Source organism: Sphingopyxis sp. LARHCG72, assembly GCF_052871675.1.
Genome location: NZ_JBIXJU010000001.1, coordinates 342,232 through 367,454 on the forward strand (window position 1 = coordinate 342,232; position 25,223 = coordinate 367,454).

General features: G+C 66.8%; 19 protein-coding genes. 6 read left to right on the forward strand and 13 right to left on the reverse strand.

Annotated elements, in window-relative coordinates; all coding sequences use genetic code 11:
• Positions 1–113: 113 nt before the first annotated feature.
• From ACIPPQ_RS01700 to ACIPPQ_RS01730, 7 genes are all read right to left on the reverse strand, one after another.
• The gene (locus tag ACIPPQ_RS01700) at positions 114–1,295 is read right to left on the reverse strand and encodes a GGDEF domain-containing protein (RefSeq protein WP_446542481.1); all 1,182 of its coding nucleotides are present in this window, start codon (positions 1,293–1,295) and stop codon (positions 114–116) included.
• Between the two features lie 101 nt (positions 1,296–1,396).
• A complete protein-coding gene (locus ACIPPQ_RS01705; protein WP_446542482.1) occupies positions 1,397–2,401 on the reverse strand; it encodes a LacI family DNA-binding transcriptional regulator in 1,005 nt (334 codons plus the stop codon).
• A 101-nt stretch (positions 2,402–2,502) separates the two neighbouring features.
• Positions 2,503–3,495, reverse strand: a complete 993-nt coding sequence (locus tag ACIPPQ_RS01710; RefSeq protein ID WP_446542483.1) for a DUF2891 domain-containing protein — start codon at positions 3,493–3,495, stop codon at positions 2,503–2,505.
• A gap of 1 nt (position 3,496) precedes the next feature.
• Positions 3,497–4,435, reverse strand: coding sequence for a DUF979 domain-containing protein (locus ACIPPQ_RS01715; protein ID WP_446542484.1), 939 nt, complete (start codon positions 4,433–4,435; stop codon positions 3,497–3,499).
• A complete protein-coding gene (locus ACIPPQ_RS01720; protein WP_446542485.1) occupies positions 4,432–5,115 on the reverse strand; it encodes a DUF969 domain-containing protein in 684 nt (227 codons plus the stop codon). The genes ACIPPQ_RS01715 and ACIPPQ_RS01720 overlap by 4 nt, the downstream gene beginning before the upstream one ends.
• Before the next feature lie 234 nt (positions 5,116–5,349).
• A complete protein-coding gene (locus tag ACIPPQ_RS01725; protein ID WP_446542486.1) occupies positions 5,350–8,958 on the reverse strand; it encodes a hydantoinase B/oxoprolinase family protein in 3,609 nt (1,202 codons plus the stop codon).
• Entirely contained in the window at positions 8,942–10,561 is a 1,620-nt protein-coding gene (locus ACIPPQ_RS01730) for a CHASE domain-containing protein (protein ID WP_446542487.1), read from the reverse strand. The genes ACIPPQ_RS01725 and ACIPPQ_RS01730 overlap by 17 nt, the downstream gene beginning before the upstream one ends.
• A 170-nt stretch (positions 10,562–10,731) precedes the next feature.
• On the opposite strand from ACIPPQ_RS01730, the gene ACIPPQ_RS01735 reads away from it, so the two are divergent.
• Positions 10,732–11,382 carry a glutathione S-transferase family protein gene (locus tag ACIPPQ_RS01735; RefSeq protein WP_446542488.1) on the forward strand — a complete coding sequence of 217 codons (651 nt, stop codon included), beginning with the start codon at positions 10,732–10,734 and terminating at the stop codon, positions 11,380–11,382.
• Between the two features lie 964 nt (positions 11,383–12,346).
• Here ACIPPQ_RS01735 and ACIPPQ_RS01740 read toward each other — a convergent pair.
• The 4 genes from ACIPPQ_RS01740 to ACIPPQ_RS01755 all read right to left on the reverse strand — a co-directional run bounded on the left by ACIPPQ_RS01740 (position 12,347) and on the right by ACIPPQ_RS01755 (position 17,936).
• Positions 12,347–13,945: an ABC-F family ATP-binding cassette domain-containing protein gene (locus ACIPPQ_RS01740; RefSeq protein ID WP_446542489.1), complete on the reverse strand. Its 1,599-nt coding sequence runs from the start codon at positions 13,943–13,945 to the stop codon at positions 12,347–12,349.
• 200 nt (positions 13,946–14,145) lie between these two features.
• Positions 14,146–16,296, reverse strand: coding sequence for a S9 family peptidase (locus ACIPPQ_RS01745; RefSeq protein ID WP_446542490.1), 2,151 nt, complete (start codon positions 16,294–16,296; stop codon positions 14,146–14,148).
• A gap of 75 nt (positions 16,297–16,371) precedes the next feature.
• Positions 16,372–17,691, reverse strand: coding sequence for a L,D-transpeptidase family protein (locus ACIPPQ_RS01750; protein ID WP_446543092.1), 1,320 nt, complete (start codon positions 17,689–17,691; stop codon positions 16,372–16,374).
• Positions 17,688–17,936: a hypothetical protein gene (locus tag ACIPPQ_RS01755; protein ID WP_446543093.1), complete on the reverse strand. Its 249-nt coding sequence runs from the start codon at positions 17,934–17,936 to the stop codon at positions 17,688–17,690. The genes ACIPPQ_RS01750 and ACIPPQ_RS01755 overlap by 4 nt, the downstream gene beginning before the upstream one ends.
• A 229-nt stretch (positions 17,937–18,165) precedes the next feature.
• On the opposite strand from ACIPPQ_RS01755, the gene pip reads away from it, so the two are divergent.
• Positions 18,166–19,257 carry a prolyl aminopeptidase gene (gene pip / locus ACIPPQ_RS01760; protein ID WP_446542491.1) on the forward strand — a complete coding sequence of 364 codons (1,092 nt, stop codon included), beginning with the start codon at positions 18,166–18,168 and terminating at the stop codon, positions 19,255–19,257.
• Here pip and ACIPPQ_RS01765 read toward each other — a convergent pair.
• The gene (locus ACIPPQ_RS01765) at positions 19,237–22,077 is read right to left on the reverse strand and encodes a M16 family metallopeptidase (protein WP_446542492.1); all 2,841 of its coding nucleotides are present in this window, start codon (positions 22,075–22,077) and stop codon (positions 19,237–19,239) included. The two genes, pip and ACIPPQ_RS01765, sit on opposite strands and share 21 nt — an antisense overlap.
• A gap of 234 nt (positions 22,078–22,311) precedes the next feature.
• Positions 22,312–22,932, reverse strand: coding sequence for a hypothetical protein (locus ACIPPQ_RS01770; RefSeq protein ID WP_446542493.1), 621 nt, complete (start codon positions 22,930–22,932; stop codon positions 22,312–22,314).
• A 162-nt stretch (positions 22,933–23,094) separates the two neighbouring features.
• On the opposite strand from ACIPPQ_RS01770, the gene ACIPPQ_RS01775 reads away from it, so the two are divergent.
• From ACIPPQ_RS01775 to rpe, 4 genes are all read left to right on the forward strand, one after another.
• Complete coding sequence (locus ACIPPQ_RS01775; protein WP_446542494.1) at positions 23,095–23,997, forward strand: SPFH domain-containing protein; 903 nt, start codon at positions 23,095–23,097, stop codon at positions 23,995–23,997.
• A gap of 9 nt (positions 23,998–24,006) precedes the next feature.
• The gene (locus ACIPPQ_RS01780) at positions 24,007–24,210 is read left to right on the forward strand and encodes a toxin-antitoxin system HicB family antitoxin (RefSeq protein WP_446542495.1); all 204 of its coding nucleotides are present in this window, start codon (positions 24,007–24,009) and stop codon (positions 24,208–24,210) included.
• 2 nt (positions 24,211–24,212) lie between these two features.
• A complete protein-coding gene (locus ACIPPQ_RS01785) occupies positions 24,213–24,455 on the forward strand; it encodes a hypothetical protein (protein ID WP_446542496.1) in 243 nt (80 codons plus the stop codon).
• A 95-nt stretch (positions 24,456–24,550) separates the two neighbouring features.
• Positions 24,551–25,222, forward strand: coding sequence for a ribulose-phosphate 3-epimerase (gene rpe, locus ACIPPQ_RS01790; RefSeq protein ID WP_446542497.1), 672 nt, complete (start codon positions 24,551–24,553; stop codon positions 25,220–25,222).
• Position 25,223 lies beyond the last annotated feature (1 nt).

Consider the following 25,223-nt stretch of genomic DNA (forward strand, 5'->3'; position numbering starts at 1 on the left):
TAATCCCCCCGGTCCCCGCATTGCTTCCTATCGGGAACGAGTAAAGATTATCTTATTTAGAGGCGGTCGATACTTTTTTCTGCCAGTCCATTGTTATATCTGACTTTAAAAGATCAGCTGCCGTTTGCGGCGAGGCGGATCGCCTTGGGGGTGAAGGCGCGGACGCGATTTCGCCCCGTTCGCTTTGCTTCGTAGAGCGCCTGATCGGCGTCGGCCATCAGCGCCGAGAGGCTGGTGCCGGGCGCGCCGATCGCGATCCCGATGCTCGTCGTCGGACAGAGCCTGGCGGGGATGCGGTCGGCACAGGCTGCGGCGAGCCCCTTGCGAACCGCTTCGGCGAGCTGGCGTGCGGCCTCGATCCCCGCGCCGGGGACGAGCAGCGCGAATTCCTCGCCGCCGATGCGCCCCGCGATCATTCCCGGGGGGCCGATCAGGCGGACATGCGCGCCGAAGGCGGCGATGATCGCGTCGCCGACCGCGTGGCCGTGATTGTCGTTGATCGACTTGAAATGGTCGAGGTCGGCGATCATCAGCGCGACGGGGCGATCCTCGTCGATGCAGCGGCGAAGCGCGGCGCCGGCCTGCGCCTCGAACCCGCGACGGTTGAGCAGGCCCGACAGATTGTCGTCGTCGACCTGCCGACGCAGTTCGCTGATCTGGTCGATCGCGACCGCGACCATCAGGCTGATCGCCGCGACCACCGACACCATCGCCTGGCTGAACTGGACGGTGGTCCAGTAGACCGACTGCTGGAAGCCGACATAGTTGTCGAAGCCGCCGACAAGCGAAAGCAGCACGATGGGACGGATGATGAGGTTCAGCGCCGAAAGCGCGGCGACCCAGAAGAGCACGCGATCGATGAGATAGGGTTTGTCGATCGGCCAGAGCGAGCGCACGACCATCGCGGCGATGATCCCTGCGCCGATGCTGACCGACAGGATGCGCGCGGCGATGTCCGGCTGGCCGAGGAGAAACCAGAGGAAGACGGTGATCGACACCGCGACCGTTAGGCCCATCGCGCGCCATGGCACGGGCAGGCCGTAGCGCTTGATGATCGCCGCGGCGAACAGCACCCCGGTCGCGAGGAAGCCGAGATTGGCGGGCAGCCGCTGCAATTCCATCGGCAGCACGGGGCCGACATCCTGGATCAGGAAGGCGAGCGCCGAGGCGGTATAGGCGCCCGCCGCATAGGCGACATAGCGTTCGCGGCGGTTCAGCCACAGCAGGAAAAAGGCGATGGCGAAGAGCAGGCCGATGCCCGGGTTGAGCAGCGAAATGAAAAATTGACCGTTCACACTACCGCTTTCTGCCCCCGCCCCCATGGGTAGCAGTGCATAGATAACGACTTGTTACTTTTCGGGGAGTTAAGTCACGGTAACGCGTCCGAAGCGGGGCGTCAGGCGGTGCCGCGCACCACGAGGTGGACCGGGATGCGCGTGCCGCTGCGCGTGCGTTCGTCATCCTCGAGCGCCATCGCGACGAGCGCCTCACCCGCAGCGTCGAGGTCGGGTTCGAGCGTGGTGAGCGCGGGATCGGCGAGCGTGCCGGCGCGGATGCCGTCGAAGCCGATCAGCGCAACGTCCTGCGGCACACGGCGTCCCGCGTCCTTGAGCCCCTGCAATACTCCGAGCGCGAGCATATCGCTCGCCGCGAAGATCGCGTCGGTTTCGGGATGCGCCGCGAGCAGCGCCTGCACCGCGGCGACGCCCTGCGCGTGGCGGTCGGCGGCGGCGGGCGGTTCGGCGACGACGGGAGTGATGCCGTGCGCGCCAAGCGCCGCGGTGAAGCCGTCGCGGCGCTCGTCGAACTGGCGCTGCGGCGACTGCTGCGGCCCGACGAAGGCGATGTGACGGCGGCCCGTCGCGACGAAATGTTCGGCGGCGAGTTGCCCGCCAATGTCATTTTCGCTGCGCATCCAGTGGAAGGGGCTGCCGGGGCTGCCCCAGCAGACGAAGTCGAGCCCCGATGCCTGTGCATCCGCGAAATATTTCCACGCGTCGCGGTTGCTGGTCGTGCCGATCACGATCATCGCGTCGGCGAGTCCCGAGGCGACGAAATCGGCGCGGAAATTGTCGGGATTTTCCTGGAACGAGACGAGCAGGTTGAAGCCGCGCGCCGAGGTCGCCGCGGCGATGCTGCCGAGCAGCGCGAAATAGAAGGGGTTGATCGCGCTGCGATCCTCGCCGGGACGGCAGATGGTGACGAGCGCGATCGTCTCGCTGCTTTTAAGGCGAAGCGACGAGGCATGGCGGTCGACGACATAGCCCAGTTCGCGCGCCGCGGCAGAGACACGCGCGCGTGTTTCCGCGTTGACGCCGGGGCTGTTCCTGAGCGCACGCGACACGGTCGATTGCGACACGCCGGCGCGCTCGGCAACGTCGAACGAAGTGGGACGCAGCATCTTTCCGTTCACCTTGGCCTCTCTCCCCCCTTGCGCCGTCTCTCGCCGCGAGGGCGGGGCTTGTCAATCGGCGAGGCCGTCCGCTTCTCGGCAATAACGGCCTAAAGACCGTCGAGCGCGAGGAGCGCGAAGCTCGCGAGCCAATGTTCGCCCATATAGTCGCCGGTGACGTGCGGGAGGGCGGCGGCAAGGTGGCGCTGCGCCGCGGCTTCGGCAACGGGCGCGACGCGGTGGGCCGGGCCGAGCGCGGCGGCGATGGCGCGCCAGCTCCACGCGCGGCTGAGATTGAGACCGTCGAGATGCGCGATCTTGCCGTCGCTGCGGTCGGAGACGGTGGCGGGGGTGAAGAGGGTCGCGGGACGCTGTTCCGCCGCGCGCGGCAGGAAGGTGTCGAACCAGCTGGCGAAATTGCCGCCGAGGACGACGGCCATCAGATGCGCTTCGGTAAGTGCCGAGGACAGGAATTCGTCGCCGCCGGGTTCCCATGCCTGACAGTCGCGGTCGCCGGTGAACCAGTCGCGGGTTCGGGCATCGATCAGGCTGACCAACGCGGGATCGCGGGTTTCAGCCCAGTGGCGCGCGAGGAACAATGCGAAGCTGATGTTGAAATGGGTGCCGACGCGCAAGGGGTAGGTGAGCTTGGGCAGGAAGACGTGGAAGCGCGCGGCGAAAGCGGCGGCGAGCGGTTCGAGCGCGGCCGCCCATGGTGCGTCGTGGCGTGCCGTCTCGGCGTGGAGCGCGAGGAGCCAGGCCCAGCCATAGGGGCGCTCGAAGGCCGCTGCGTAGGGCCGGTCGAGGAAGACGAGCTCGCCTGCGACCTTTTCGGGGACGAGCATCGCGTCGGCGCGGTCGCGGATGTCGGCGACGATGGGGAGATCGGGGAAACGGCGCGCGAGGCGGAGGATCTGCCACCAGCCATGGACGCAGCTGTGCCAGTCGAAGCTGCCGTGGAAGATGGGGTGGTGCTCGCGCGGGGGTTTTGCGTCCCCGGGGCCATTGAGCACGAGGTCCATCTTGTACGGATACTCGCGGCCCAGATGCGAGAGGGTTGCGGTAGCGAAACGGGTCGCGTGATCGGGGGTGAGGTGCGTCATATCAGAATGCGAAAAGCCAGATGAAGGCGATGTTCACCGCGAGCAAGGGCAGCGCGGTACCGATCTGCGCCTTGATCACGCCATAGGGATTTTTGAGTTCGAGCAGGGCCGCGGGGACGAGGTTGAAGTTCGCCGCCATCGGGGTCATCAGCGTGCCGCAGAAGCCTGCGAGCATACCGATCGCCGCGACGACCGCGGGGTCGCCTTCATATTGCATGATGAGCAACGGCATGCCGACCGCGGCGAGCATCACCGGGAAAGCGGCGAAGGCGTTGCCCATCACCATCGTGAAAAACGCCATGCCGAGCCCGTAGGCGAGCACCGCGCCGAACAGGCTGCCGTGCGGGATCGCGGTGCCGATCAGGTCGCCGACGACTTCGCCGACGCCGGCCAGTGCAAAGACCGCGCCGAGGCTTGCGAGCATCTGCGGCAGGATTGCGGCCCAGCCGACCGCATCGAGCAGGCGGCGGCCCTGCTGCGCGGGCAGCAGGAGCGGCGGCTTGAGGCGCGCCATGCCGACGCCGAGCGCGATGAGCACGCCGAGCGCGAGCGAGATCAGCGTCGCCTGCTTGGGGTCGGCGAGGCCGGGCACCCATTTGAAGAGAAAGGTGCCCGCGAGCGCAACCGCGGGGATGATCAGCGCGACGAGGAGCAGGAACGGGCCGTGGCGCGCGGCGCGTTCGGCTTGGTCATCAGCGGGCACGTCGCCGCCCGGCGCGCGGCCGATCTGGCCGGTCCCCGCGATCGCGACGAGCGCGAGGACGAGCAGGCCATTGCCGAAGTCGCCGAGCCAATCGCCGCCGAGCATCGAGAGCGCGAGCAGCGCCCAGAAGGCGGCGTTGCCGAAACGTTTCGGGTTACTGCGGTCGGCGACGCCGAGCGCGGCGAAGAGCGCGAAGGTGAGGCCCGCGAGGACATAGACGAAGCCGAGCGTGATCATGCGCCCGCCTCCTGCGCCAGGGTCTTTTGCGCCATGCGTTTCTCGAGGCGGCGGAGACGGAAGCCGTGGATGAGGAACGCCGCGATCGCGGTCGGGATCGCCCAGAGCGAGAAGTGCAGCGGTTCGATGACGTAACCATAGCCTTCGAGCAGGCCCTTCATCAGCAGGATCGAGCCGATCGCGAGGAAGATATCCTCGCCGAAGAAGAGGCCGACATTGTCGGTCGCGGCGGAGAAGGCTTTCACTTCCTCGCGCTGGTCGTCGGTGAGCGCCTCATTCCGAGCCTCGGCCGCGGCTTCGGCCATCGGCGCGACGAGCGGACGGACGGTCTGTGGATGCCCCGCCACCGAAGTGAGGCCGACCGCCGCCATCGCCTGGCGGAGCAGGAGGTAGGAGGTGAGCAGGCGGCCGAGCGTCGCGCCCTTCATCCGGCCGATGAGGCTGCGCGCATGTTGCTGGAGCCCATAGGCTTCGAGCAGGCCGATGACGGGGAGGACGATCCAGACGATCGAGACGTAGCGCGTGTCGTTGAACGCCTTGCCGAAGGCGGCGATGATCGCAGCGACGTCGAGTCCCGCGGCGAGGCCGGTCGCGAGCGCCGAGGCCATGATGACGAGCAGCGGATTGAAGCGGAGCAGGAAGCCCGCGATGATGATGAGGATACCGATCAGCACGAGCATGACTATTTTCCTCCCCCTAGATGGGGGAGGCAGTGAGCCCCGGACCTGATCCGGGGCGCAGCGGTAGGGGTGCGGTCTCGGCCTGAAGTGGTGGCGCGAGGACGCACCGTCACCCCCATCCAACTCCGCCTAGCCGCTTCGCGACAAGGCTGCGTATCCTTCCCCCATCGAGGGGGAAGAAGGATTGCGTTCATCCCGTCATCCCCGCGTGGGGTAGACCGCGCTGTCGCCAAATTACCTCTCCCCTGATTTCCCGTATCCGCCGCCGCCGGGCGTTTCGATCACGAAGGCGTCGCCCGCGGCAAGGTCTGCGCTCCCGGTGGCGGCCAGTATCTCGACGCGGCCGTCCGCGCGTTCGACCCGGTTGCGCCCCGGTGCGGCGTCTTCGCCGCCCGCGAGACCTTTCGGCGCGACCGTGCGGCGGTTCGCGAGGATGTTTGCGGCCATCGGCTCGCGGAAGCGGATGCGGCGGGTGGCGCCGTCGCCGCCGTGCCAGCGGCCCGCGCCGCCCGAGCCTTTGCGGATCGAGAATAGCTCGACGATCACGGGGAAGCGCGTTTCCATGACTTCGGGGTCGGTCATCCGGCTGTTGGTCATATGCGTCTGGATGACGCTGGTGCCGTCAAAACCGGGACCGGCGCCCGAGCCGCCCGCGATCGTCTCATAATATTGGTAAGCGTCGTTGCCGAAGGTGAAATTGTTCATCGTGCCCTGCGCGGGGGCCATCGCGCCGAAGGCGGCGAACAGCGCGTCGGTGATGACCTGGCTCGTCTCGACGTTGCCCGCGACGACCGCGGCGGGATAGCGCGGGCTGAGCATCGAATCGTCGGGGACGATCAGCGTGACAGGGGCGAGGCAGCCCTCGTTCATCGGGATCGGGTCGTCGAGCATCGTGCGCAGGACATAGAGGGCTGCGGCGCGGACGACGGGCATCGGCGTGTTGAAATTGTCGGGGAGCGTCGCCGACGATCCGGTGAAGTCGATCGTGACATGGCGCGCCGTCCGGTCGACTCTCACGGCGACGGCAACCTCGGCGCCATTGTCCATCGCATAGCGGAACGCGCCGTCGTCGAGGCGCGCGATGAGCTGTCGCACCGCGGCTTCGGCTTGGGCTTGGCCGTGCTTCATATAGGCCGCGACGGTTTTTGCGCCGTGCGCGGCGGAAAGGTCGGCGAGCGCGCTGGCGCCGCGCTGGCAGGCCGCGACCTGCGCCTTCAAATCGGCGATGTTGAGCGCGGGGTTGCGCGCGGGCCATGGGCTGTCGACGAGGTGCGCTGCGACGGCGGCGTCGCGGAAATGGCCGTCGTCGACGATCAGGACATTGTCGAAGAGAATGCCTTCGTCGGCGATGCTCTTGCTGTCGGGGGGCATCGAGCCGGGGGCGATGCCGCCGAGGTCGGCGTGGTGGCCGCGCGCCGCGACGAAAAAGCTCGGGATGTTGCCTTCAACGAACACCGGCATGACGACGGTGATGTCGGGGAGGTGGGTGCCGCCGTCGTAGGGGGCATTGAGGGCGTAGGCGTCGCCGCGCCGGATGCCGCGGCCGTCGGCAGGTCGGCCGTCCGCCCCGGACCGTTGGCGGAGGATGGTGCGGACGCTCTCGCCCATCGAGCCGAGATGCACGGGCATGTGCGGCGCGTTGGCGACGAGGCGGCCGGTGCCGTCGAAGATCGCGCACGAGAAATCGAGCCGCTCGCGGATGTTGATCGACGAGGCGCTGTGCTGGAGCGCGCCGCCCATTTCCTCGGCGATCGCCATGAACAGGCTGTTGAAGATTTCGAGGCGGATCGGGTCGGGGGCGGCGAGGTCTTCGGTCCCGGTGGCGGGCGTTTCAGCGGCGCGGGTGCGGGCGAGGAGCAAGCTGCCCTCGCTCTGGACCGCGGCGTTCCAGCCGGGCTCGACGATGGTCGTCGAAAGCGCGTCGATGACGATTGCGGGGCCGGGGAGGGTGCGGCCGGGGGGCAGGGCGTCGCGCTGGTAGAGCGGGACCCGATGTTCGGCGCCCGCGAGCCATGCAGTGACGATTTCGGGTTCGGGTTCGGTGGTCGGCGCGGGCAAGGACAGGGCTGCGGGAGCGTCGCCCGTTTCTGTCAGCTCGACGCGGATGCGATCGACGACGAGATTGGCATGCGGCGCATAGCCGAAGCGCTGGCGGAAGGCGGCGGCGAAGGCCTCTGCGATTTCGGCGGGCGGGGCGAGCGGGAGCTCGATTGCATTGTCGCTGTCGGCGAGGCGGACGAAGAGCAGCGTTTCGCAGGCCGTTTCGGCGCCGGGCGCAAGGTCGGCGCGGGCCTGTTCCGACAGCTCGGTTTCGGCGCCCGCGAGCATCGCCGCGCAACTTTCGTCGAGTTTGAGGCCGAGCGTGCGTTCGCGGATCGCCGAGGGGCGCGCGAGGCCCATGCCATAGGCCGAGAGCACGCCCGCGAGCGGATGGAGCAGGATTTCGTCGATCCCGAGCGCGTCGGCGACGAGGCAGACATGCTGGCCCGCGGCGCCGCCGAAGCCGACGAGACTGTAACCCTGCGTGACGTCGTGGCCGCGCGCGATCGTGATGCGCTTGATCGCGTTCGCCATTTGCTGGACCGCGATTCTGAGCAGGCCTTCGGCGAGGGTTTCGGGGGTGATGGTCCCGACCTCGGCGGCCATCGCGGCGAACTTTTGCACGACGACGTCGCGGTCGAGCGGCTGGTCGCCGTTCGGGCCGAAGAGCTTCGGAAAATGATCGGGCTGGATCTTGCCGAGCAGGACGTTGCAGTCGGTGACCGTCAAGGGCCCGCCGCGGCCATAGGCGGCGGGGCCGGGGTTGGCGCCGGCGCTTTCGGGGCCGACGGTGAGACGCGCGCCGTCCCAGCGGCAGATCGAGCCGCCCCCGGCCGCGACGGTGTGGATCCGCAGCATCGGGGCGCGGATGCGCGTACCCGCGACGATCGTCTCGTTATCGCGCTCGAGCCGGCCGGCATAATGGCTGACGTCGGTCGAGGTACCGCCCATGTCGAAGCCGATGAGGCGGTCCTTGCCGAGCGGCGCGGCGCTGCCGACCATGCCGACGATGCCGCCCGCGGGGCCCGAAAGGATGGCATCGCGGCCATGGAAGGCGGCGGCGGACGCAAGGCCGCCCGAGCTTTTCATGAACTGCGGATCGACGCCCTCTCCGAGCTGCGCGACGAACTGGCGGACATAATGGTGGAGGACGGGCGAGAGATAGGCGTCGGCGAGCGTCGTATCGCCGCGGCCGACCAGCTTGATCAGCGCGCTGACGTCATGGCTGGTCGAGATTTGGGTGAAGCCCGTTTCGCGCGCGATGTCGGCAAGGCGTACCTCGTGCGCGGGGTAGCGATAGCCGTGCATCAGCACGATCGCGATGCTGGTAAGGCCGCGTGCGCGCGCGGCGGCAAGCGATGCACGCGCCGCGGCTTCGTCGATCGGGGTCAGGACATCGCCGTCGGGACCCACGCGCTCGACGATTTCGGCGACCTCGGCGTGCGGCGGCGGAATGCGGTCGAGGCGGCGCGCGAAGAGGTCGGGGCGATCCTGGTAGCCGATGGTGAGCGCGTCGCCGAAGCCGCGGGTGATCGCGAGCAGCGTCGGCTGTCCCTTGCGTTCGAGCAGCGCGTTGGTGGCCACGGTACTGCCCATGCGGATCGCGAGCGGGGGTAATGCGCCGTCCCCTGCGCCGGTGAGATCGCGGATCGCATTGACCGCCGCATCGCCGGGACGCGAGGGATCTTCGCTGAGATATTTGGTCGTGACGACGGTGCCGTCAGGGCTTCGCACGACGACATCGGTGAAGGTGCCGCCGCGGTCGATCCAGATCTGCCAGCGGTGATCAGTCGGGGGTGCCATTGTCCGGCCAGCGAATGACGATGGCGAGGCTGTTGTCAACCGCCGTACGCTGCCAGCTTCCCTTCAATTGGCGCTCGATCAAGGTACGGATGAACTGGGTCCCGAAGCTTTCGGCGTCGATGTGCGGCGTTTCGCGAAGGTTGCTTTCGACCCAGTTCAGCTCGATGTCGTCGCCGATGCGCCGCCAGCTGACCGCGAGATCGCCCTCGCCGGCGAGCGCGCCATATTTGATGCTGTTGGTGACGAATTCGTGCACCGCGAGCGAGAGCGCCTGCGCGCCCTCGTCGTCGAGGCGGACATCGGGACCGGAGACCGCGGCGAGCTGGTCGGGCGACCGCCCCGCGAGTTCAAGCTCGCGGTGGACGATCCGGCCGAGTTCGACGCTGTCGACAGCACCGGTGACGAGCATCTGCTTGGCGTCCGACAGCGCACGCATCCGGCCGTCGAACTTCGTCTCGAACTCTTCGAGACTTTGGGATTCGCGCAGCGTGATGCGCGCGAGCGCACCGATGCGCGCGAAGGCATTTTTCATGCGGTGCGCCATCTCGCCGATCATCAGTTCGCGATCCTCGGCATGGCGCGCCTTTTGCGCGGCGAGCGCCTGAAAGGCGGTGAGGCGTCGCCGCTGGACGCGGTGGAGCTGCGTCGCGAGCAGGGCGAGCGCGACGCCGAAGATGAAGATGCCGAGCGGGCGGCCGAGGCGTTCGAGGAACCGGCCATAGGAAATACGCATCGTCCAGATGCGGTCGGCGACGCGCAATTTCTGTTCGTGCGCGTCCCAGCCGACCTTGCCCTTGCGAAAGACGAGCGGCGCCGACGGCCCCTCTCCGGCATAGACTTCGAGCCCGTCGACCCCCTTGAGCTGCGACCCGAGGACGGCGTTCATCATATCGCGGGTGCGGAAGGGCGCATAAACAAAGGCTTCGATCGGGCGCACTCCGTCGGCGGTGACGACGGCGCCGGGGCCGGATCCGGCGGGTGCGCGCGCATAGACGGGGAGGTAGATCAGGAAGCCCGGCTGCTTGACCTTCGCCGCCCGTTCCTGTGCGAGCTGGACGATGCCGCTCGCCGCCGGCTGGCCGGTTTGCCAGGCGCGGCGCATCGCCGCGCGGCGGACCGGTTCGCTGTACATGTCGAACCCCAGCGCGACGTGGCGGCGCGGCGTATAGGGTTCGACGAGGACGACCGCGAAGCCGATCGGCTGGTCGGTCGCGGGCCAGACCTTGATGTCCTCGCCATAATTTTCGCGGAGCTTGGCTTCGAGCGCGGCGGGGGTGGCGGCGCGCATTGCCGCAGCGATGCCGACCCCTTCCATCCCCGGCGCGCGGACCTGCGGCTGGAGCGCGTTGAGATAGGCGCGGATGCCGGGGCCGCTTGCGGCGCTGTCCGACTGGTAGAGCGCGCGCACGCCTTCGAGCACCGCGACATGGTCGCGCAGCCGCATATTGACCTGTGCCGCGACCTGTGCGGCCTGGTCGGCCTCGTCGGCCTGGTTGTAAAGGAAGCTGGCGGCGGCGGCAGCGATCGTTGCAAGCAGGATGACCAGCCCGACAAACCGGACCAGCAGCGCCAACAGCCGATCAGCCCATGACGAAGGGCGCATGATTTATCCTGCCTGATGGCTGCCGTAGCAGCGCCCCCCTCCAGCGCCGGATGTTCCATGGCGCGCGGCCGATGGCAAGCCCATTTCGCACACCGCGGCGCGACGGTGCCGGACGGGTTGCGACGCGCAACCTTTCGCCTATGCTGCACCGATCAAAGGGAGGATGCGCGATGATAATCTATGGCTCGCTGGTGTCGCCGTTCGTTCGGAAATTGCTCGGATATCTGGGTGAAAAGGGAATCGAGTTCGAGCTGAAGGGCGTCGGGATCGGCGACCCCGATCCGGGATTTCAGGCCGCATCGCCGCTCGGCAAGATGCCCGCGATGGACGACGATGGCTTCCTGCTCGCCGATTCGAGCGCGATCATCCAATATCTGGAGGCGAAATATCCCGAACCCGCGCTGATCCCCGCCGACCCGCAGGAGCGCGGGCGGGTGATCTGGTGGGAAGAATTCGGCGACACGGTGTTTGCGGCGTGCAGCGGCAAGATGTTCTTCAACCGCATCGTCGCACCGAAATTCCTCGGCCGCGAAGGCGACCTTGCGGCGGCGGCGCAGGCCGAGGGCGAGGAATTGCCGAAGCTGCTTGCCTATCTCGAAAGCGCGATCCCGGCATCGGGCTTCCTCGTCGGCGACCGGCTGACGCTCGCCGACCTCGCGGTTGCCTCGCCGCTGATGAATTTCCGCCATTGCGGCGCGTGCATCGACGCGGCGGTGCATCCGAAGATCGCGGCATGGAGCGACGCGATCCTGTCGCGGCCGAGCATGGCGCCGTGGATCGCGAAGGAAGAGCGGCTGATCGCGCGCGTGATGGCGGCTTGATCGGGATCTGATCGCGTAAGATGGTATCAGCGGCGGGTTTCGACTGATTGCGGACGCGCTATATGAATCGGTTAGCGTTCAAAATCAGACATTCGAATGCGATTTGTCAGAGGTCTGGGTCAGGCATACCAACTCCGCCGCCACCTTTATGAGGCCTCGCGTAATATCCCTCGGGCGCGTCGGGAATACGGGCCGTGCATATCAAAGAGCAGGTATAAGCCAGCAAGGGCGCCACATCAGTCCCGATCCGCTGTGTAGTCCAGAAAGGCTTCGCTTCACGCCCCTCGAATAGCTCATCGCAAACGCTGCAAGTCTCAGGTTGTAAAGCAGCTAGTGGAGCTGACAATCTCGGAAAGGGCAGCCGTGTTTTGATGTTCCCGTACAACGCGCGCGTGCTCATTCTCGTATCGTGCAGGCGGGTGCAGCGTGTGACCTCATAGGGAAGCCAATGCAACGAGTAGGACGTATAAATGTCCAGATTTCTGAGCGAGGACAGCCGTCCAATCTCGGGAGGAAGGCGTCGCAAGTGGCTACCATAGAGCCGTAATTGTTCAATCGCCCTAAGAAATTGTATTTCAGACGGCAAGGTGATGACGCTCGTCCATTGATCTGCAGATATTGCCGCCAATGGTTCTAGAACGGACACTGTTTGTTTGCTCTTGATCAACGTCAGCAGCGCCTGCCAGCCGGGCGCTGATGCATCTTGTTCTTCCACATGCAAATTGGGGACGCTCGGAGTACCCCTCTTTCCTCTTGAAGCGAGACAGGGGCAATGCCCGCCACGATCAACGCGCTGCGCCGTTGATAGGGTTACAGGGTCGATGGTAAAACTTTGCCTCGACCCGCCATTTTCAGATTTACCTAGCAGACGCCTGATTATTGACATTACAACCCCCACGTCCGCTCGTTTATGGCAGTTAGTCGGAGAATATCAATCAACGACGGCCGGTCCGCTTTCCACCCCCTAACGGACATCGTCATTCGCTGACCCCAACTCGATCCTCCGTTCGATCCCTATCGCGCCGAGAAACGCGGTGTCGTGGCTGACGACGAGCAGCGCGCCGTCATAGGCGGCGAGGCCGGTTTCGATCGCGGTCAGGGACTCGATGTCGAGATGGTTGCCGGGCTCGTCGAGGATCAAAAGCTGCGGCGGCTGCGGTGCGCCGAGGACGCAGGCGAGGCCCGCGCGGAGCATCTGGCCGCCGCTCAAGGTTCCGACGATGCGGTCGGCGGCGTCGGCGCGGAAGCGGAAGCGCGCGAGCGCGGCGCGGCACTGGTTGTTCGTCGTCCCCGGATTGAGGGCGAGGAAATTGCCGGCGATCGACAGCGCCGGATCGAGCAGGCTGACACGCTGGTCGAACAGCGCGAAGGGGACGCCGACGCGGACCGTGCCCGACCAGGGCGCGAGCGTGCCGGCGATCAGAGCGAGCAGCGTCGACTTGCCCGAGCCGTTGGGGCCGGTGATAGCCACGCGTTCGGGGCCGGTAATGGTGAGCGACAGATGTTCGATGACGGGCTGCCCCTCGGCATAGCCGGCCGTGACACGGTCGAGGGCGAGCACGGTCCGCGACGCGGGAAGGCCGGTCGACGGCAGGCCGACCGACAGGGGGGCGACGATCTCGATCTTCGCGCGGGCGGCGGCTAGCAGCTCTTCGGCCTCGCCGCGCTGGCGCTCGGCGAGGCGGCTTCCCGCGGCGCGCGTCTCTTCGGCGCGGCGCTTGAGCCCGCCGATAAGGATTTTGGGCATGTCGCCCCGCGCCGCCTTCGCGCGCCCGCGCGAGTCGCGGCGGTCCTGTTTTTCGGTTGCGGCCTGCGCCTGCCGCTGCGCCGCGTCGGCGCGCTTTTCAGCGCCCGCGAGTTCGGCTTCGCGCGCCGCCTGCTCGATTTCCTTGCGCGCCTGATAGGCGCTCCAGCCGCCGCCATAGCGGGCGCCGCCAAGGCTGGTGAGTTCGACGATCGCGTCCATTTCCTCGAGCAATTCGCGGTCGTGGCTGACGATGAGGGCACCGCCGCGCCAGCCGGCGAGCAGGTCGCGCACGGCGTCGCGCCCTTCGCGGTCGAGATTGTTGGTGGGTTCGTCGAGCAACAGGAAATCGGGTGCGGCGAACATCGCGCCGGCGAGCGCGGCGCGCGTGCGCTGGCCGCCCGAGAGCTGCGCAAGCGGGGTGTCGGCGGGGAGCGGCAGGCCAACGCCCGCGAGCGCCTCGTCGATCCGCGCCTCGAGCGTCCAGTCGGCGTCGCCGATTTCCTCGATCGTCGCCGCGCCCGCCTCGGCCTTGCGCAGCAGCGCGAGGCCGGCGCGCGCGCCGAACAGGTCGGCGATGCTTTCGTGCGCCGCGACCTGCACTGTCTGGCGCAGCATCGCGATGCTGCCGTCGATCGCGATGCTGCCCGTCGCGGGCGTGAGCTCGCCGGTCAGCAGGCGCAGCAGCGTCGACTTGCCGACGCCGTTGCGGCCGACGATGCCGGCACGTTCGGACTGGAAGTTAAGGTCGAGGCCCGAAAGGACGGCGCGGCCGTCAGGCGTAGACCAGCCGAGGTTGGAGATTGTGATCGAAGGCATGGATATGGACTTTCCTGGCGGCAAGGCAGTGGGGCGTTGCGGGCAGGTTGTTGTCCATGACGAGATACTCCGATGCGATCGATTGCCCGGCCAATGTAGGGTGGTTGGCGGCCGGGTGCAAATTTTGCCGGCCTCCGCCGGGATGATATATAAGGCGACGCCTGCTTCCCGCCCCAAGGGCGACGCGGCGGGCGGCTCGCCTATTTTGCCGCCATATCCCCCGCCGGGCGGGTCCAGCCTTTCTTGTATTTTTCGAACCAGGCGAGGATCGCCGACGCCTTGGCGGCCGATTGCGAGGGGCGCGCGGCGATGCTGCCGTGGCTGGCGCCGGGGACCTTGATCAGCGCGCTGGGCACGCCGCGGAGGCGGAGCGCGGTGTAATATTGTTCGGATTCGCTGACCGGGGTGCGGTAATCCTCGGCACCGACGATGACGAGCGTCGGGGTTTCGACATTGCCGACGAGCGAGAGCGGCGAGCGCGACCAGAAAAGTTCGGGCTTTTCCCACGGCTCGGCGCCGAGCCAATAGGGGCCGAAGAAACCGGGGCCGTCGGCGGTGAGCGCCTGCGTCGTCCAGTTGATCACCGGTTTTTGCGTGACCGCGGCCTTGAAGCGGTTCGTTTTGCCGACGATCCAGCTGGTGAGCACGCCGCCGCCCGAGCCGCCGGTGACGAAGAGCGCGTCGGGGTCGGCGACGCCAAGCTCGATCGCGCGGTCGACGATGCTGATCAGGTCGAAATAGTCGTTGCCCGGATATTGCTTGTCGATCTCGTTCGCGAAAGCGGCGCCATAGCTGGTCGAACCACGCGGGTTCGCCGAGAGCACGGCATAGCCGCCCGCGGCGTAGAGCTGGTTGTCGGTCGAGAAATGGCCGCCATAGGCCGCGAAGGGGCCGCCATGGATTTCGAGGATCAGCGGCACGCGCTGGCCGTCGCGGTAGCCGGGCGGGAGGGTGAGCCAGCCCTCGATCGTCTTGCCGTCGTGGCTCGATGCCACGGTGATCTTGCGGACCTCGCCGAGCGATTTCACTTCGCGAAGCGAACGGTTGAGGTCGGTGAGGATGCGCGCGGTGCCGCCGCGATTGAGCTGGACCTCTGCCGGGCGGGTCGCGGTGCCGCCGGTGAAGGCGATCGCCCCGCCGTCGGACACGGTGAAGCTGCCGCCCGTATAAGGCCGGTCGAGCCCGCCGCCCGAAAGCCCGGTCGCGGCGGTGCGCACCGCGCCGTCGAGCCCGATGCGTGCGACCTTGGTTTCGCCGTGATCGTCGTACTGCGCATAGAGCGACTTGCCGTCGGCGGCCCACTGGATCGCGTCGATGCCATAGTCCCAATTGCCCGTCAGGCTGCGCTTGCCCGATCCGTCGCGGTTCATGACGTAGAGCTGGGTGTTCTCATAGGCGCGCAATTTGTCGTCGAAGCCGAGATAGGCGATCTTGCTGCCGTCGGGCGAGACGAGCGGGTTGGTGTCGGGGCCGTTGCGGTCGGTCAGCGCGGTGACCACGCCGCTCGTCACGTCGAGCGCATGGATTTCGCTCTCGACCGGGTCCTTCTCCCAATCGGGTTTGCGGTTCGCGCTGAAATAGAGGGTACGGCCGTCGCGCGACCAGCTCAGCGGGCCGCCGTCATGATAGGGGCCGAAGGTGAGCTGCCGCGGCGAGCCGCCCGTCGCGGGAACGACGAAAATCTTTCCGAAGCCCGATTCGAGATAGCCTTCGCCGTCGGCGCGGTAGGCGAGAAGGTCGTGGACCTCGAGCGGCTCGGCCCATTTCGCGCCCTCGGGCTTGTTCTTCGGTGCCGAACCGAAGCTGGGGCCGTCGTCCTTGACGAGCATCGTGTAGGCGATCGAGCGACCGTCGGGGGACCAGGCGAGGTTCGACGGGCTGGTCGGAAGGCCGGTGAGGCGCACCGCCTCGCCGCCGTTCATCCAGCGCACCCAGAGCTGCGCACTGCCGCCCTCGGTCGAGGCGAAGGCGAGGCGCTTGCTGTCGGGCGACCAGCGCGGCGAAAAGGCGCCGCCGCTGCGGCCCGCGACGGGAGTTTCTTCGCCCGTCGCGGTGTCGATAAGCCAGATCGAGCTGACCGCGCGGTCGGACATGATGTCGTTCGAGCGGCGGACATAGGCGATGTGGCGGCCGTCGGGGCTGATCTGCGGATCGGACGCGATCGAGAGGTCGAAGAGGTCGGCACCGGTGAGGCGGCGCTCGGGGCCCTTGCGCGCGCTGCCGACGGCGGCGGCGGACACGGGCGCGGCGGTTTCCGCGGCGGGTGCGGTAGCCGCCGGCTCTTCCTGCGCGAAACCCGGCTGGGAGGAGAGCGCGAGCAGGCTCGCACCGAGGATGGCCAGTTTGCGCATGAAGATTCGCCCCTTTTTCAGTGAGGAGGCAGGTCTGTACGTTTCGCCGGAGCGGGTCAACCGCCCGGCCGCGCCTCAGCTGTCGCGGCCGTAGACATCGTCGCGGAAGGCGAGGCCGCGGTCGGTCGCGACGGCGGTGATATAGGTGAGGTAGACGGGGACCTCGACGGGCAGCGCGACCGCCTGTTCGGGGGTTTTCGATTTGGTCACGATCGAGCGATGGAGCAGCCACTGGCCGAGCGCGGCGGCATTTTCGAGGCGGATGCAGCCGTTCGAAAAATGGCGGTCGGGCTTTTTGAGCAGCGCACGCTCGGGGGTGTCGTGAAGGTAGATGCCCTCGTCGTTCGGGAAGAGGAATTTGACGCGGCCCATCGAGTTGGCGCCGCCGGGCAGTTCGCGGAGGCGCAGCACCTCGTCGCCGGCGGCGACCGCGGGCCAGTCGATTTCGGACGCGTCGAGCTTGCGCGGGTTGGGACCCCAGTCGGAGAGCGCCTCCATGCGCAGCGAGGCGAGGCTGCGCCCGGCGAGCACCTTGGGCGCGATGCTTTTCTGCGCGAGATAGTCGGGGACGTTCCAATAGGGGTTGAGGATCGCCCATTGGAGCTTGCCCGCGAGCATCGGGGTCTGCGTTTCTGGGGCGCCGACGACGACCTTCATCGACCCCGCGCGCTTGCCTGCGTCATAATACCAGAGCTGGCCCGACGAGGCGTCGACGACGATATGATGGACATAGGGGCCCGGCAGGAGGCGCGCGCGGTCGAGGTTGAGGCGGAGGCGCGCCATCGCGTCCTTCGAGGTCCCCTGTGCCTGCGCACGGCCCATGAGGGTGCGGAGGCGGACATAATGTTCGCTCATCCAGCCCATATTTTTCATATAGGCGCCGAAATCCTTGGGGAAGGCGGCGGCGCGGAGCACCGTTTCGGGGTCGGCTTTTTTCGGGCGAAGCGACTTGTCGGCATAATCCATCTTTGCCCCGCCGGGGCTGCGCATGTCGCGGACATAGCGTGCGAAGGCGGCCGAGAGCGCGACTTCGGCGCGCGCAAGGTCTTGCGGGGCGCCGCCGCGGGCGCGCGCGATCAGCGCTTCGAGCTTTTCAAGGTCGTAGGATGCGGATTTAAGGTCGTCGCGCGAGGCGGTCGAAAGATAGCCGAGCAGCGTCACCGCCTCGGGGCCGAGCTTGCCCGAGCGGAGCCAGAGCGGCTTGAAATTGCGTGCGGCGTAGAAGCGTTTGACGTCGCCGCCGGCTTCTGCGCGGATCGCTCCGGCGAGCGGGATCGCGGCCCCCTGCGCTGCGGGCGCGGCGAGGGCCGGCGGGGCGAGGGGCGCGCCGAGCGCCAGAAATGCGAGGAAAAGGGGAGCGCAGCGATGCCGCGCCCCCCGAAGACAGGTAATCAGCCGCGTTCTCCCAGCCGCGACGGGGCGGGCGGCGGCGGGGGCGGCGGCGGCACATAGTTGGGGTGATAGATGCCGTCGGCGGTATAATAGCCGTCGATGATACCATCGCCGTCGCGGTCGGCGGCAACGCTTCCCGGAACCGCACCCGGCGGCGGGGGCGGTGCCATCGCGACATCTTCCTTTTGCGAACAGGCGGAGAGCGCCAGTGCGCCGAGCGCACCGAGCAAAATGGGTTGGAAACGCATGAGACCACTCCTTTTTGATGCCCATGGAAATCGCTTTCCACGCGCGCGTGCCCAACCCCGGAATTTCAGCCATGCGCCGCTTTGGGGGCGCGTCATCCGTCCCGCGATCAGAGGTGTTTTTTGAACGATGGCCCGCGCGATAAGTTCCCCGCAGCCCGCGAGACGGTGGACATAGCGCCGCGACCGTTTAGGCCCGTGGAAACGGAATCATCGACAAGGGTGCATGGACATGGATTTTTCGCGGTTGCAGGCTTCGAGCAAGATCGGCGACGACTGGGCCTATCCGCAGCCGCCGTGCCTGAACTTCGGCTGGCTCGAAGTCGATCGCGACCCGGCGCATCGCATTTACTGGGAGGAATATGGCAATCCCGACGGTGAACCGGTGATGTTCCTGCACGGCGGGCCGGGCGGGGCGTGCGCGCCGGTCATGGCACGCTTTTTCGATCCGAAGCGCTATCGCGTCATCCTGTTCGACCAGCGCGGGTGCGGGAAGAGCGAGCCGACGGTGGCGTCGGCGGGCCCCGCGGTTGCGCTCGCCAAGAATACGACCGCCGACCTGATCGGCGATATCGAGAAATTGCGCGAGGAGCTGGAAATCGGCGGGCCGATGCACGTGTTCGGGGGGAGTTGGGGGAGCACGCTGGCGATGGCGTACGCGATCGCGCACCCCGACCATACCGCAAGCCTGATCCTGCGCGGCATCTTCCTCGGCGCGCCCGAGGATCTGCTTTACCTCTATCAGGGCAATGCCGCGACGTGGGAGGCGGATCCGTACGGGCTGACCGAACCCGGCGCCTATATGAAATATCCCGATGAATGGGCCGAGCTGTTGTCGGTGCTGACGCCGGCCGAGCGCGGCGACGTGATGAAATCGTACAAGGCGATTTTCGACATGGTGCCTGCCAACGACGCCGAGAAGGAGCGCCAGCTCAAGGCCGCGCTGACATGGTCGTTGTGGGAAGGCGTGATCTCGAACATGATTCCCGAGACCGCCGATACGGGCAAGTTCGGCGAGGCCGATTTCGCGCTGAGTTTTGCGCAGATCGAGGCGCATTATTTCGCGAACGAGCTGTTTATCCCGGCGGGGCATTTCTTCAGGCATATTGCGACGCTTGCCGGTATCCCGGTCCATATCGTGCACGGGCGTTTCGACGAGGTGTGTCCGCTGACGCAGGCGTCGCGGCTGGTCGCGGCGCTGCGCGATGCGGGGTCGGAGCCCGCGACCTATGTCGTCACCAACGCGGGACATAGCGCGATGGAGCGCGAGAATGCCCTCGCGCTCACCGCGATCATGGACGGGCTACCGCGGATCGGCGCCTAGTGTCGGCGACTCGAGGTCGAGCTTGTCGGCGGGGATGACGACGAGGTCGGGACGGAGCGCACGGAGCTTGTCGATGAATTTGGCGGAGTCGCCGACGACGATCAGCGAGGCATTTTCGGGCGTGACATTCTTTGCCGCGATCGCGTTCGCGGCCGCGGGGGTCACCGCGCCGAGCCGCGCGGCGTAATCGAGCGCGTCGGCGGGCTGGAGCCCCTGCAGGATCAGCCCCGCGACGATCGCGCCGTATCCGCCGCCGGTTTCCTGTTGGCGGCCATAGGCGCCCTCGAGAAAGGCGCGGCGCTTGGCGAGCGCGTCGGGGGTGATCGGTTCGGCGCCGAGCCGTTTGAACTCGTTCAGGAAGATTTCGGCCACCTCGGTCGCGGTTTCGTTCTTCGTCTGCGCGCTCGCGCTCAAAAGCGCGGCGTCGGCGCGCGCGGGCATCGAACTATACGCGCCATAGCTGAGCGCGCGCTTGCTGCGCACCTCGTTGAAGAGGCGGCCGTTCGAGCCGACCCCGAGCACCGAATTGGCGAGGAGGAGCGAGGAGTAGTCGGCGTCGGCGCGGCTGACCCCGCGCACCGCGGCGAGCACCGCCGCCTGCCCCGCGCCGGGGAGGTCGACGACGATCGTGCGCGGCGGCAGCGCGGCGCCCGCGCGCGATTTGGGGAGCGCAGGCGCGCGGCCTTCGGGCTTCCAGTCGCCGAACAGGCGCTTTGCGAGCGCGGCGCCCGCGGCGGGTTCGATCCCGCCGGTGACGACGACCGACATGTTCGCGGGATGCCACCAGGCGCGGCGATAGGCGACAAGGTCGTCGCGGGTGATCGCGGCGAGGCTTTTCATCGTGCCGCCGGCTTGTCCGCCATAGGGGGCGGTTCCGTAAAGCAACGGCTGCGCGACCATCGCGGCGATCGCGCCGGGATTGTTGAGCGCGACGCGGAGGCCGTCGGTCATGCGCTTGCGTTCGAGGTCGAATTCGGCCTGCGGATAGCTGGCGTTGCGGATCACGTCGGCGAGGATCGTGCCAACCGCATCGAGGTTCGCCGCGGGCGCGGTGACCGAGAAGATGCTGCCGTCCGGGCTGGCGCCCGCGTTGATCGACGCGCCGAGGCTTTCGAGCGCGGCGGCGATCTCTTCGGCCGAGCGTGTCGCGGTGCCCTTCGCGGCGAGGTCGGCGGCCATGGTCGCGACGCCGGCGCGGCCCTTCGGATCGGTCGACGCGCCGCCGCCGATCACGACGCTGAGGGTCGCGAGCGGGACGCTGCCGGTCTTGACCGCAACGACGCGGACCCCGTTGTCGAGACGGCTTTCGGCGATCTTCGGCGGGGTCACCGCGGGCGCGGCGGCCGGCGCGGGGGGTGCCTGCCGCGCGGCTTCGGCGGCGAGTTCGTTGGGCGTGCCGGTCGCCGCGGGGACGCTGGGGAAGACGGGCATCGGCTTGGAGTTCGCCCAGCTTTTGGGATCGCCGTCGCCCGCGGCGTAGCGCAGTTCGACGCGCGCCTTGGGATCGAGATAGGTTTTCGCGACGCGCGCGACATCGGCCCTCGTCACGCGTGCGATCGCATCGAGGCGCTTGTTCGCGGCGGCGGGATCGCCGGTGAGGACGAGCGCCTCGCCGAGTTCGAAGGCGCGGCCCGAGAAGGTTTCGCGTTCCTCGAGCGTCGAGGCGAGCAGTTCGGTCTTCGCCTCGGTGAGTTCGGCATCGGAGACTTCGGCCGAGGCGATGCCCGTCAGCACCGTATCGAGCGCGGCGGCCACTTTCTCGGGATCCTGCCCGTCGCTGAGGATCGCGAAGGGGGTGAGGCCGCCCGCTTCCTCGGTGAAATCGACGCTCGCGTCGATCTGGCTCGCCATGCCGGTGCGCACGAGCGCCTTGTGCAGCCGCGAATTCTCGCCGCTCGACAGGATCGCGTTCATCACCTCGAGCGCGGCGGTGTCGGGGTGGCCGGCGCCGGGCACCTTGTAGATCGCACCGACCGCGGGCAGCGGGACATTGGGGCCGGTCGCATTGACGCGGCGCGGGGCCATCGGCGGTTCGGTGCCCTTTATCGCGAGTGGGATCGGCTTTGCGCGCTTGGGGATCGCGCCGAAATAATTGTCGACGAGCGACTGGAGCCGCGCCTCGTCGAAATTGCCCGCGACGATCAGGGTTGCGGTGTCGGGCCCGTAGAAGGCCTCGTGAAAGGCGCGCGCGTCGTCGAGCGTCGCGGCGTCGAGGTCGGCGATCGTGCCGATCACCGGGCGGCGGTGCGGCAGGACGTCGAAGGTATTTTCACTGAGGGCAAAGAAGAAGAGGCGGCCGTAGGGCGGCGCGAGGACGCGCAGGCGCAGTTCCTCCTTCACGACATTGCGTTCGGTCTCGAACACCTCCTTGTCGACGACGGGGCGCGCCATGCGCTCGGCGTGCGTCCAGAGCATCGTTTCGAGATATTGGGCGGGGACGGTCTCGTAATAGTTGGTGCGGTCGAAGCTGGTCGACGCGTTGCGCACCCCGCCGACATCCTCGGTCAGCCGGTTGATCATGTTGTACGGCATGTTCACCGTCTTGCGGCTGAGGATATGTTCGAACAGATGCGCGAAGCCCGAGCGTTTTTCGGGGTCGTGCTTCGACCCGACGTCGTACCACACCGACACCATGACATTGGGGGTCGAATTGTCCTGCAGCGAAAGGACGCGCAGGCCGTTGGCGAGGATGCGTTCCTTGTACGCGATCGGCGGCACCTGCGTGGCGGCGCCCGCGGGTTTCGCGGGCGTTTGGGCGTCGGCGGTGACGGCGGCGGCGAGCGCGAGCGTCGCGGCGCCCAGCAACGGAAAGACTTTCATGAAGATGCCCCTTCGAACCTTGAGCCGGAAAACCGGTCGATGGAGGAATTTTGCGAGCGCGGGGGCGATGTCAACAGCTGTTCTACGAAGCGCCGACGGGGTGGGGACGACGGGCATTGGACCGATGAGCCGAGACCGATAGATTTCGGCAGGTCGCTGTTGCTTCGTCCGGGAGAGTGGAGAGGGCGCCTGACGGCCGGTTGCTGACGCCGCAAGGCCTGAATATTCCAGATTTTACCGTTCAAATAACAGATAGGTATCCGCTGGCTCTCCCGGGTGCGCCTTGGAAAGATATGAGCAACCCGGCAAGCCCGGCACTGAGTAGTAATATGCCGTATGCTTCTTTTCCCATTTCGGGCTGAGATTCAGTAGATTAAGTCCAAATGGTATGCTCCCGCATGGCGTAACGAAAACCCCGGAAAGTAGCGCTTTTGCGCCGCTCATCATCGCCCGGTTTAATCTGAATGTCGGGATGCTCTCGCACTCCGCGTAAGCCGCTGGCCGGACCCTGAAATTGCCTAAGCCACGTGCTTCTAAAGACGCTACTCGAGAGGGTAGCGCATCTACTGCTCGAGCGACTTCATTTAGGTCTTTAAGATAATCTAGTTCTTGGCCGCTTTTGCGATCTGGCCCAGGGAATCTCTGCAGCCGTTCGATCTTGGTCGCATCAAGATCGCGGAGAGTGGTATTGAAGCAGAAGGAGCTGGGTTCCCAATCCGTCATGTCGCCCACGAGGAACGCAGCGATTAATGCGTCTTCATGTTGCGTATCTTCAACCGCTCGCACCGGTGACGTGATCGATAGCGATATGATGGCGGTTGCAAGAGCAATCTTTGTCGTGGTGCGATGTCGCATGACGTCGACCCCTATATTGGGTGAGCAAGCTTATCATTTATGCGCAATTCGCTAATGACAGCTTTCCACCCCAAAGTCGCCCCTGCTGAAATCCCGATTGACCGCCGCCCAGTTCGATATAAATATGATATCATCATTATATCGAGTGATTCGGAGGGAAACATGGTCGAAACAGGGACGCCGGCGCTGAACCGCAGTCGCGAGACGCGCGCCGCCACGCAGAGCGGCTATCTGATGCTGTTCATCTGGTTGGTGCTGCTGGGGCTCGCGGCGTGGGCGGGGATCACCAACGCCAACGCCGAATATATGGTCGCGTGGAAATGGGTCGTCGTCGTCGCCTCGGCGGTCGTCGGCCTGCTGATCCTCTGCGGCTTCTACCTCATCAACCCGAACGAGGCCGCCGCGATCCAGCTGTTCGGCGCGTATAAGGGCACCGACCGCGAAGAGGGGCTGCGCTGGGTCCTGCCCTGGCTGACGCGCAAGAAGATCGCGGTGCGCGCGAACAACGTCATTTCGGACAAGATCAAGGTCAACGACCTGCGCGGCAATCCGATCGAAATGGCGGCGCAGGTCGTGTGGCGCGTCACCGACACCGCACAGGCGCTGTTCGACGTCGACGATTACAAGGAATTCGTGATGGCGCAGATCGAGGCCGCGGTGCGCTCGATCGGCTCGCGCTATCCCTATGACGATATCGAGCATCAGGAAGTCACGCTGCGCGGCAACCATGACGAGGTTGGGGTCGAGCTGCGCAAGGCGCTGATCGAGCGGCTGAGCGTCGCGGGGATCACCGTCGACGAATGCGGGCTCACCCACCTCGCCTATGCGCAGGAAATCGCGGGCGCGATGCTCCGCCGCCAGCAGGCCGAAGCGGTGATCGCGGCGCGCAAGAAGCTGGTCGAGGGCGCGGTGACGATGGTCGAGATGGCGCTGACCCAATTGTCCGAGAAGGGCGTCGTCGACCTCGACGACGAGCGCAAGGCGGTGATGGTATCGAACCTGATGGTCGTGCTGTGCGGCGAACGCGACACGCAGCCGGTGGTGAACGCCGGATCGCTCTACTGAGGCTGTCCGGTGTCTGCGTCGTCCAGAAAAGCCTTTGCCCTCCGTCTCGATCCCGCGCTCTATGCGGCGATCGAGCGGATGGCGGCGGCCGACTTGCGCAGCGCCAACGCCGAAATCGAGGTCTTGCTGCGCGAGGCGCTGGCGCGGCGCGGGATGGCAGTCAAACCGCCGGTTCCCGCGAGGCGCGGGCGGCCGCCCAAAGAGGAAAGCTGATCATGCTCCACCTGTTCATGCGCAAGGGGCCATGGTTTCGCGCCAAGCGCCGCGGCTATGGCACCGGCCTGCCGATGGTCTGGGAGGGCTGGTTCTTCCTCGCGCTCCATATTGCGATGATCACGGGGCTGGCGACGGTGCTACAGGGCCAGCCGGTGGCGATGACGATCGCGGTCGTGCTGGCGGGGCTCGCGCCGATGCCGATCTATCGCGCCAAGACCGAGGGCGGGTGGCGCTGGCGATAGGTCCGCGCGACATTACGACATTATTTGGGGATAGCTGTCGATAGCGGCCCCACCCCGCTTGCCCCCGACTCGCTTGATGGTTAAGGCCGGTCTCTATGACCGCCGCCACCGCTCCCGTCCGTATTGCCCCGTCGATCCTCAGCGCCGATTTCGCGCGCCTTGGCGAAGAGGTGCGCGCGATCGAGACCGCGGGCGCCGACTGGGTCCACATCGACGTGATGGACGGCCATTATGTCCCCAATCTGACGATCGGCCCGATGGTGGTGAAGGCGCTGCGCCCGCATTCGACCTTGCCCTTCGACGTCCATCTGATGATCTCGCCGGTCGACCATTTCCTCGACGCCTTTGCCGAGGCGGGCGCCGACATCATCACCGTCCATCCCGAGGCCGGGCCGCACATCCACCGCACCGTCCAGCACATCAAGTCGCTCGGCAAGCAGGCGGGCGTGTCGCTCAATCCCGCGACCCCGGCGAAGATGCTCGATTATCTGATCGACGACATCGACCTGGTCCTGATCATGAGCGTCAACCCCGGCTTCGGCGGGCAGAGCTTCATTTCGAGCCAGCTCCGCAAGATCGAGGCGGTCCGCAAGATGATCGAGAAATCGGGCCGCGACATCCGGCTGGAAGTCGATGGCGGCATCGACGCGGGCACGGCGCCGCTGGCGATCGACGCGGGCGCCGACGTGCTCGTTGCGGGCACCGCGACCTTCAAGGGCGGACCCGACGCTTACGCCGACAATATCCGGCGTTTGCGGGGCGCCTGAT

Coding starts and splice junctions, on each gene's coding strand:
- ACIPPQ_RS01705 (WP_446542482.1), bottom strand. CDS start 2,401: ATGCTGCGTCCCACTTCGTTCGACGTTGCCGAGCGCGCCGGCGTGTCG.
- ACIPPQ_RS01710 (WP_446542483.1), bottom strand. CDS start 3,495: ATGACGCACCTCACCCCCGATCACGCGACCCGTTTCGCTACCGCAACC.
- ACIPPQ_RS01715 (WP_446542484.1), bottom strand. CDS start 4,435: ATGATCACGCTCGGCTTCGTCTATGTCCTCGCGGGCCTCACCTTCGCG.
- ACIPPQ_RS01720 (WP_446542485.1), bottom strand. CDS start 5,115: ATGCTCGTGCTGATCGGTATCCTCATCATCATCGCGGGCTTCCTGCTC.
- ACIPPQ_RS01725 (WP_446542486.1), bottom strand. CDS start 8,958: ATGGCACCCCCGACTGATCACCGCTGGCAGATCTGGATCGACCGCGGC.
- ACIPPQ_RS01730 (WP_446542487.1), bottom strand. CDS start 10,561: ATGCGCCCTTCGTCATGGGCTGATCGGCTGTTGGCGCTGCTGGTCCGG.
- ACIPPQ_RS01735 (WP_446542488.1), top strand. CDS start 10,732: ATGATAATCTATGGCTCGCTGGTGTCGCCGTTCGTTCGGAAATTGCTC.
- ACIPPQ_RS01740 (WP_446542489.1), bottom strand. CDS start 13,945: ATGCCTTCGATCACAATCTCCAACCTCGGCTGGTCTACGCCTGACGGC.
- ACIPPQ_RS01745 (WP_446542490.1), bottom strand. CDS start 16,296: ATGCGCAAACTGGCCATCCTCGGTGCGAGCCTGCTCGCGCTCTCCTCC.
- ACIPPQ_RS01755 (WP_446543093.1), bottom strand. CDS start 17,936: ATGCGTTTCCAACCCATTTTGCTCGGTGCGCTCGGCGCACTGGCGCTC.
- pip (WP_446542491.1), top strand. CDS start 18,166: ATGGATTTTTCGCGGTTGCAGGCTTCGAGCAAGATCGGCGACGACTGG.
- ACIPPQ_RS01765 (WP_446542492.1), bottom strand. CDS start 22,077: ATGAAAGTCTTTCCGTTGCTGGGCGCCGCGACGCTCGCGCTCGCCGCC.
- ACIPPQ_RS01770 (WP_446542493.1), bottom strand. CDS start 22,932: ATGCGACATCGCACCACGACAAAGATTGCTCTTGCAACCGCCATCATA.
- ACIPPQ_RS01775 (WP_446542494.1), top strand. CDS start 23,095: ATGGTCGAAACAGGGACGCCGGCGCTGAACCGCAGTCGCGAGACGCGC.
- ACIPPQ_RS01785 (WP_446542496.1), top strand. CDS start 24,213: ATGCTCCACCTGTTCATGCGCAAGGGGCCATGGTTTCGCGCCAAGCGC.
- rpe (WP_446542497.1), top strand. CDS start 24,551: ATGACCGCCGCCACCGCTCCCGTCCGTATTGCCCCGTCGATCCTCAGC.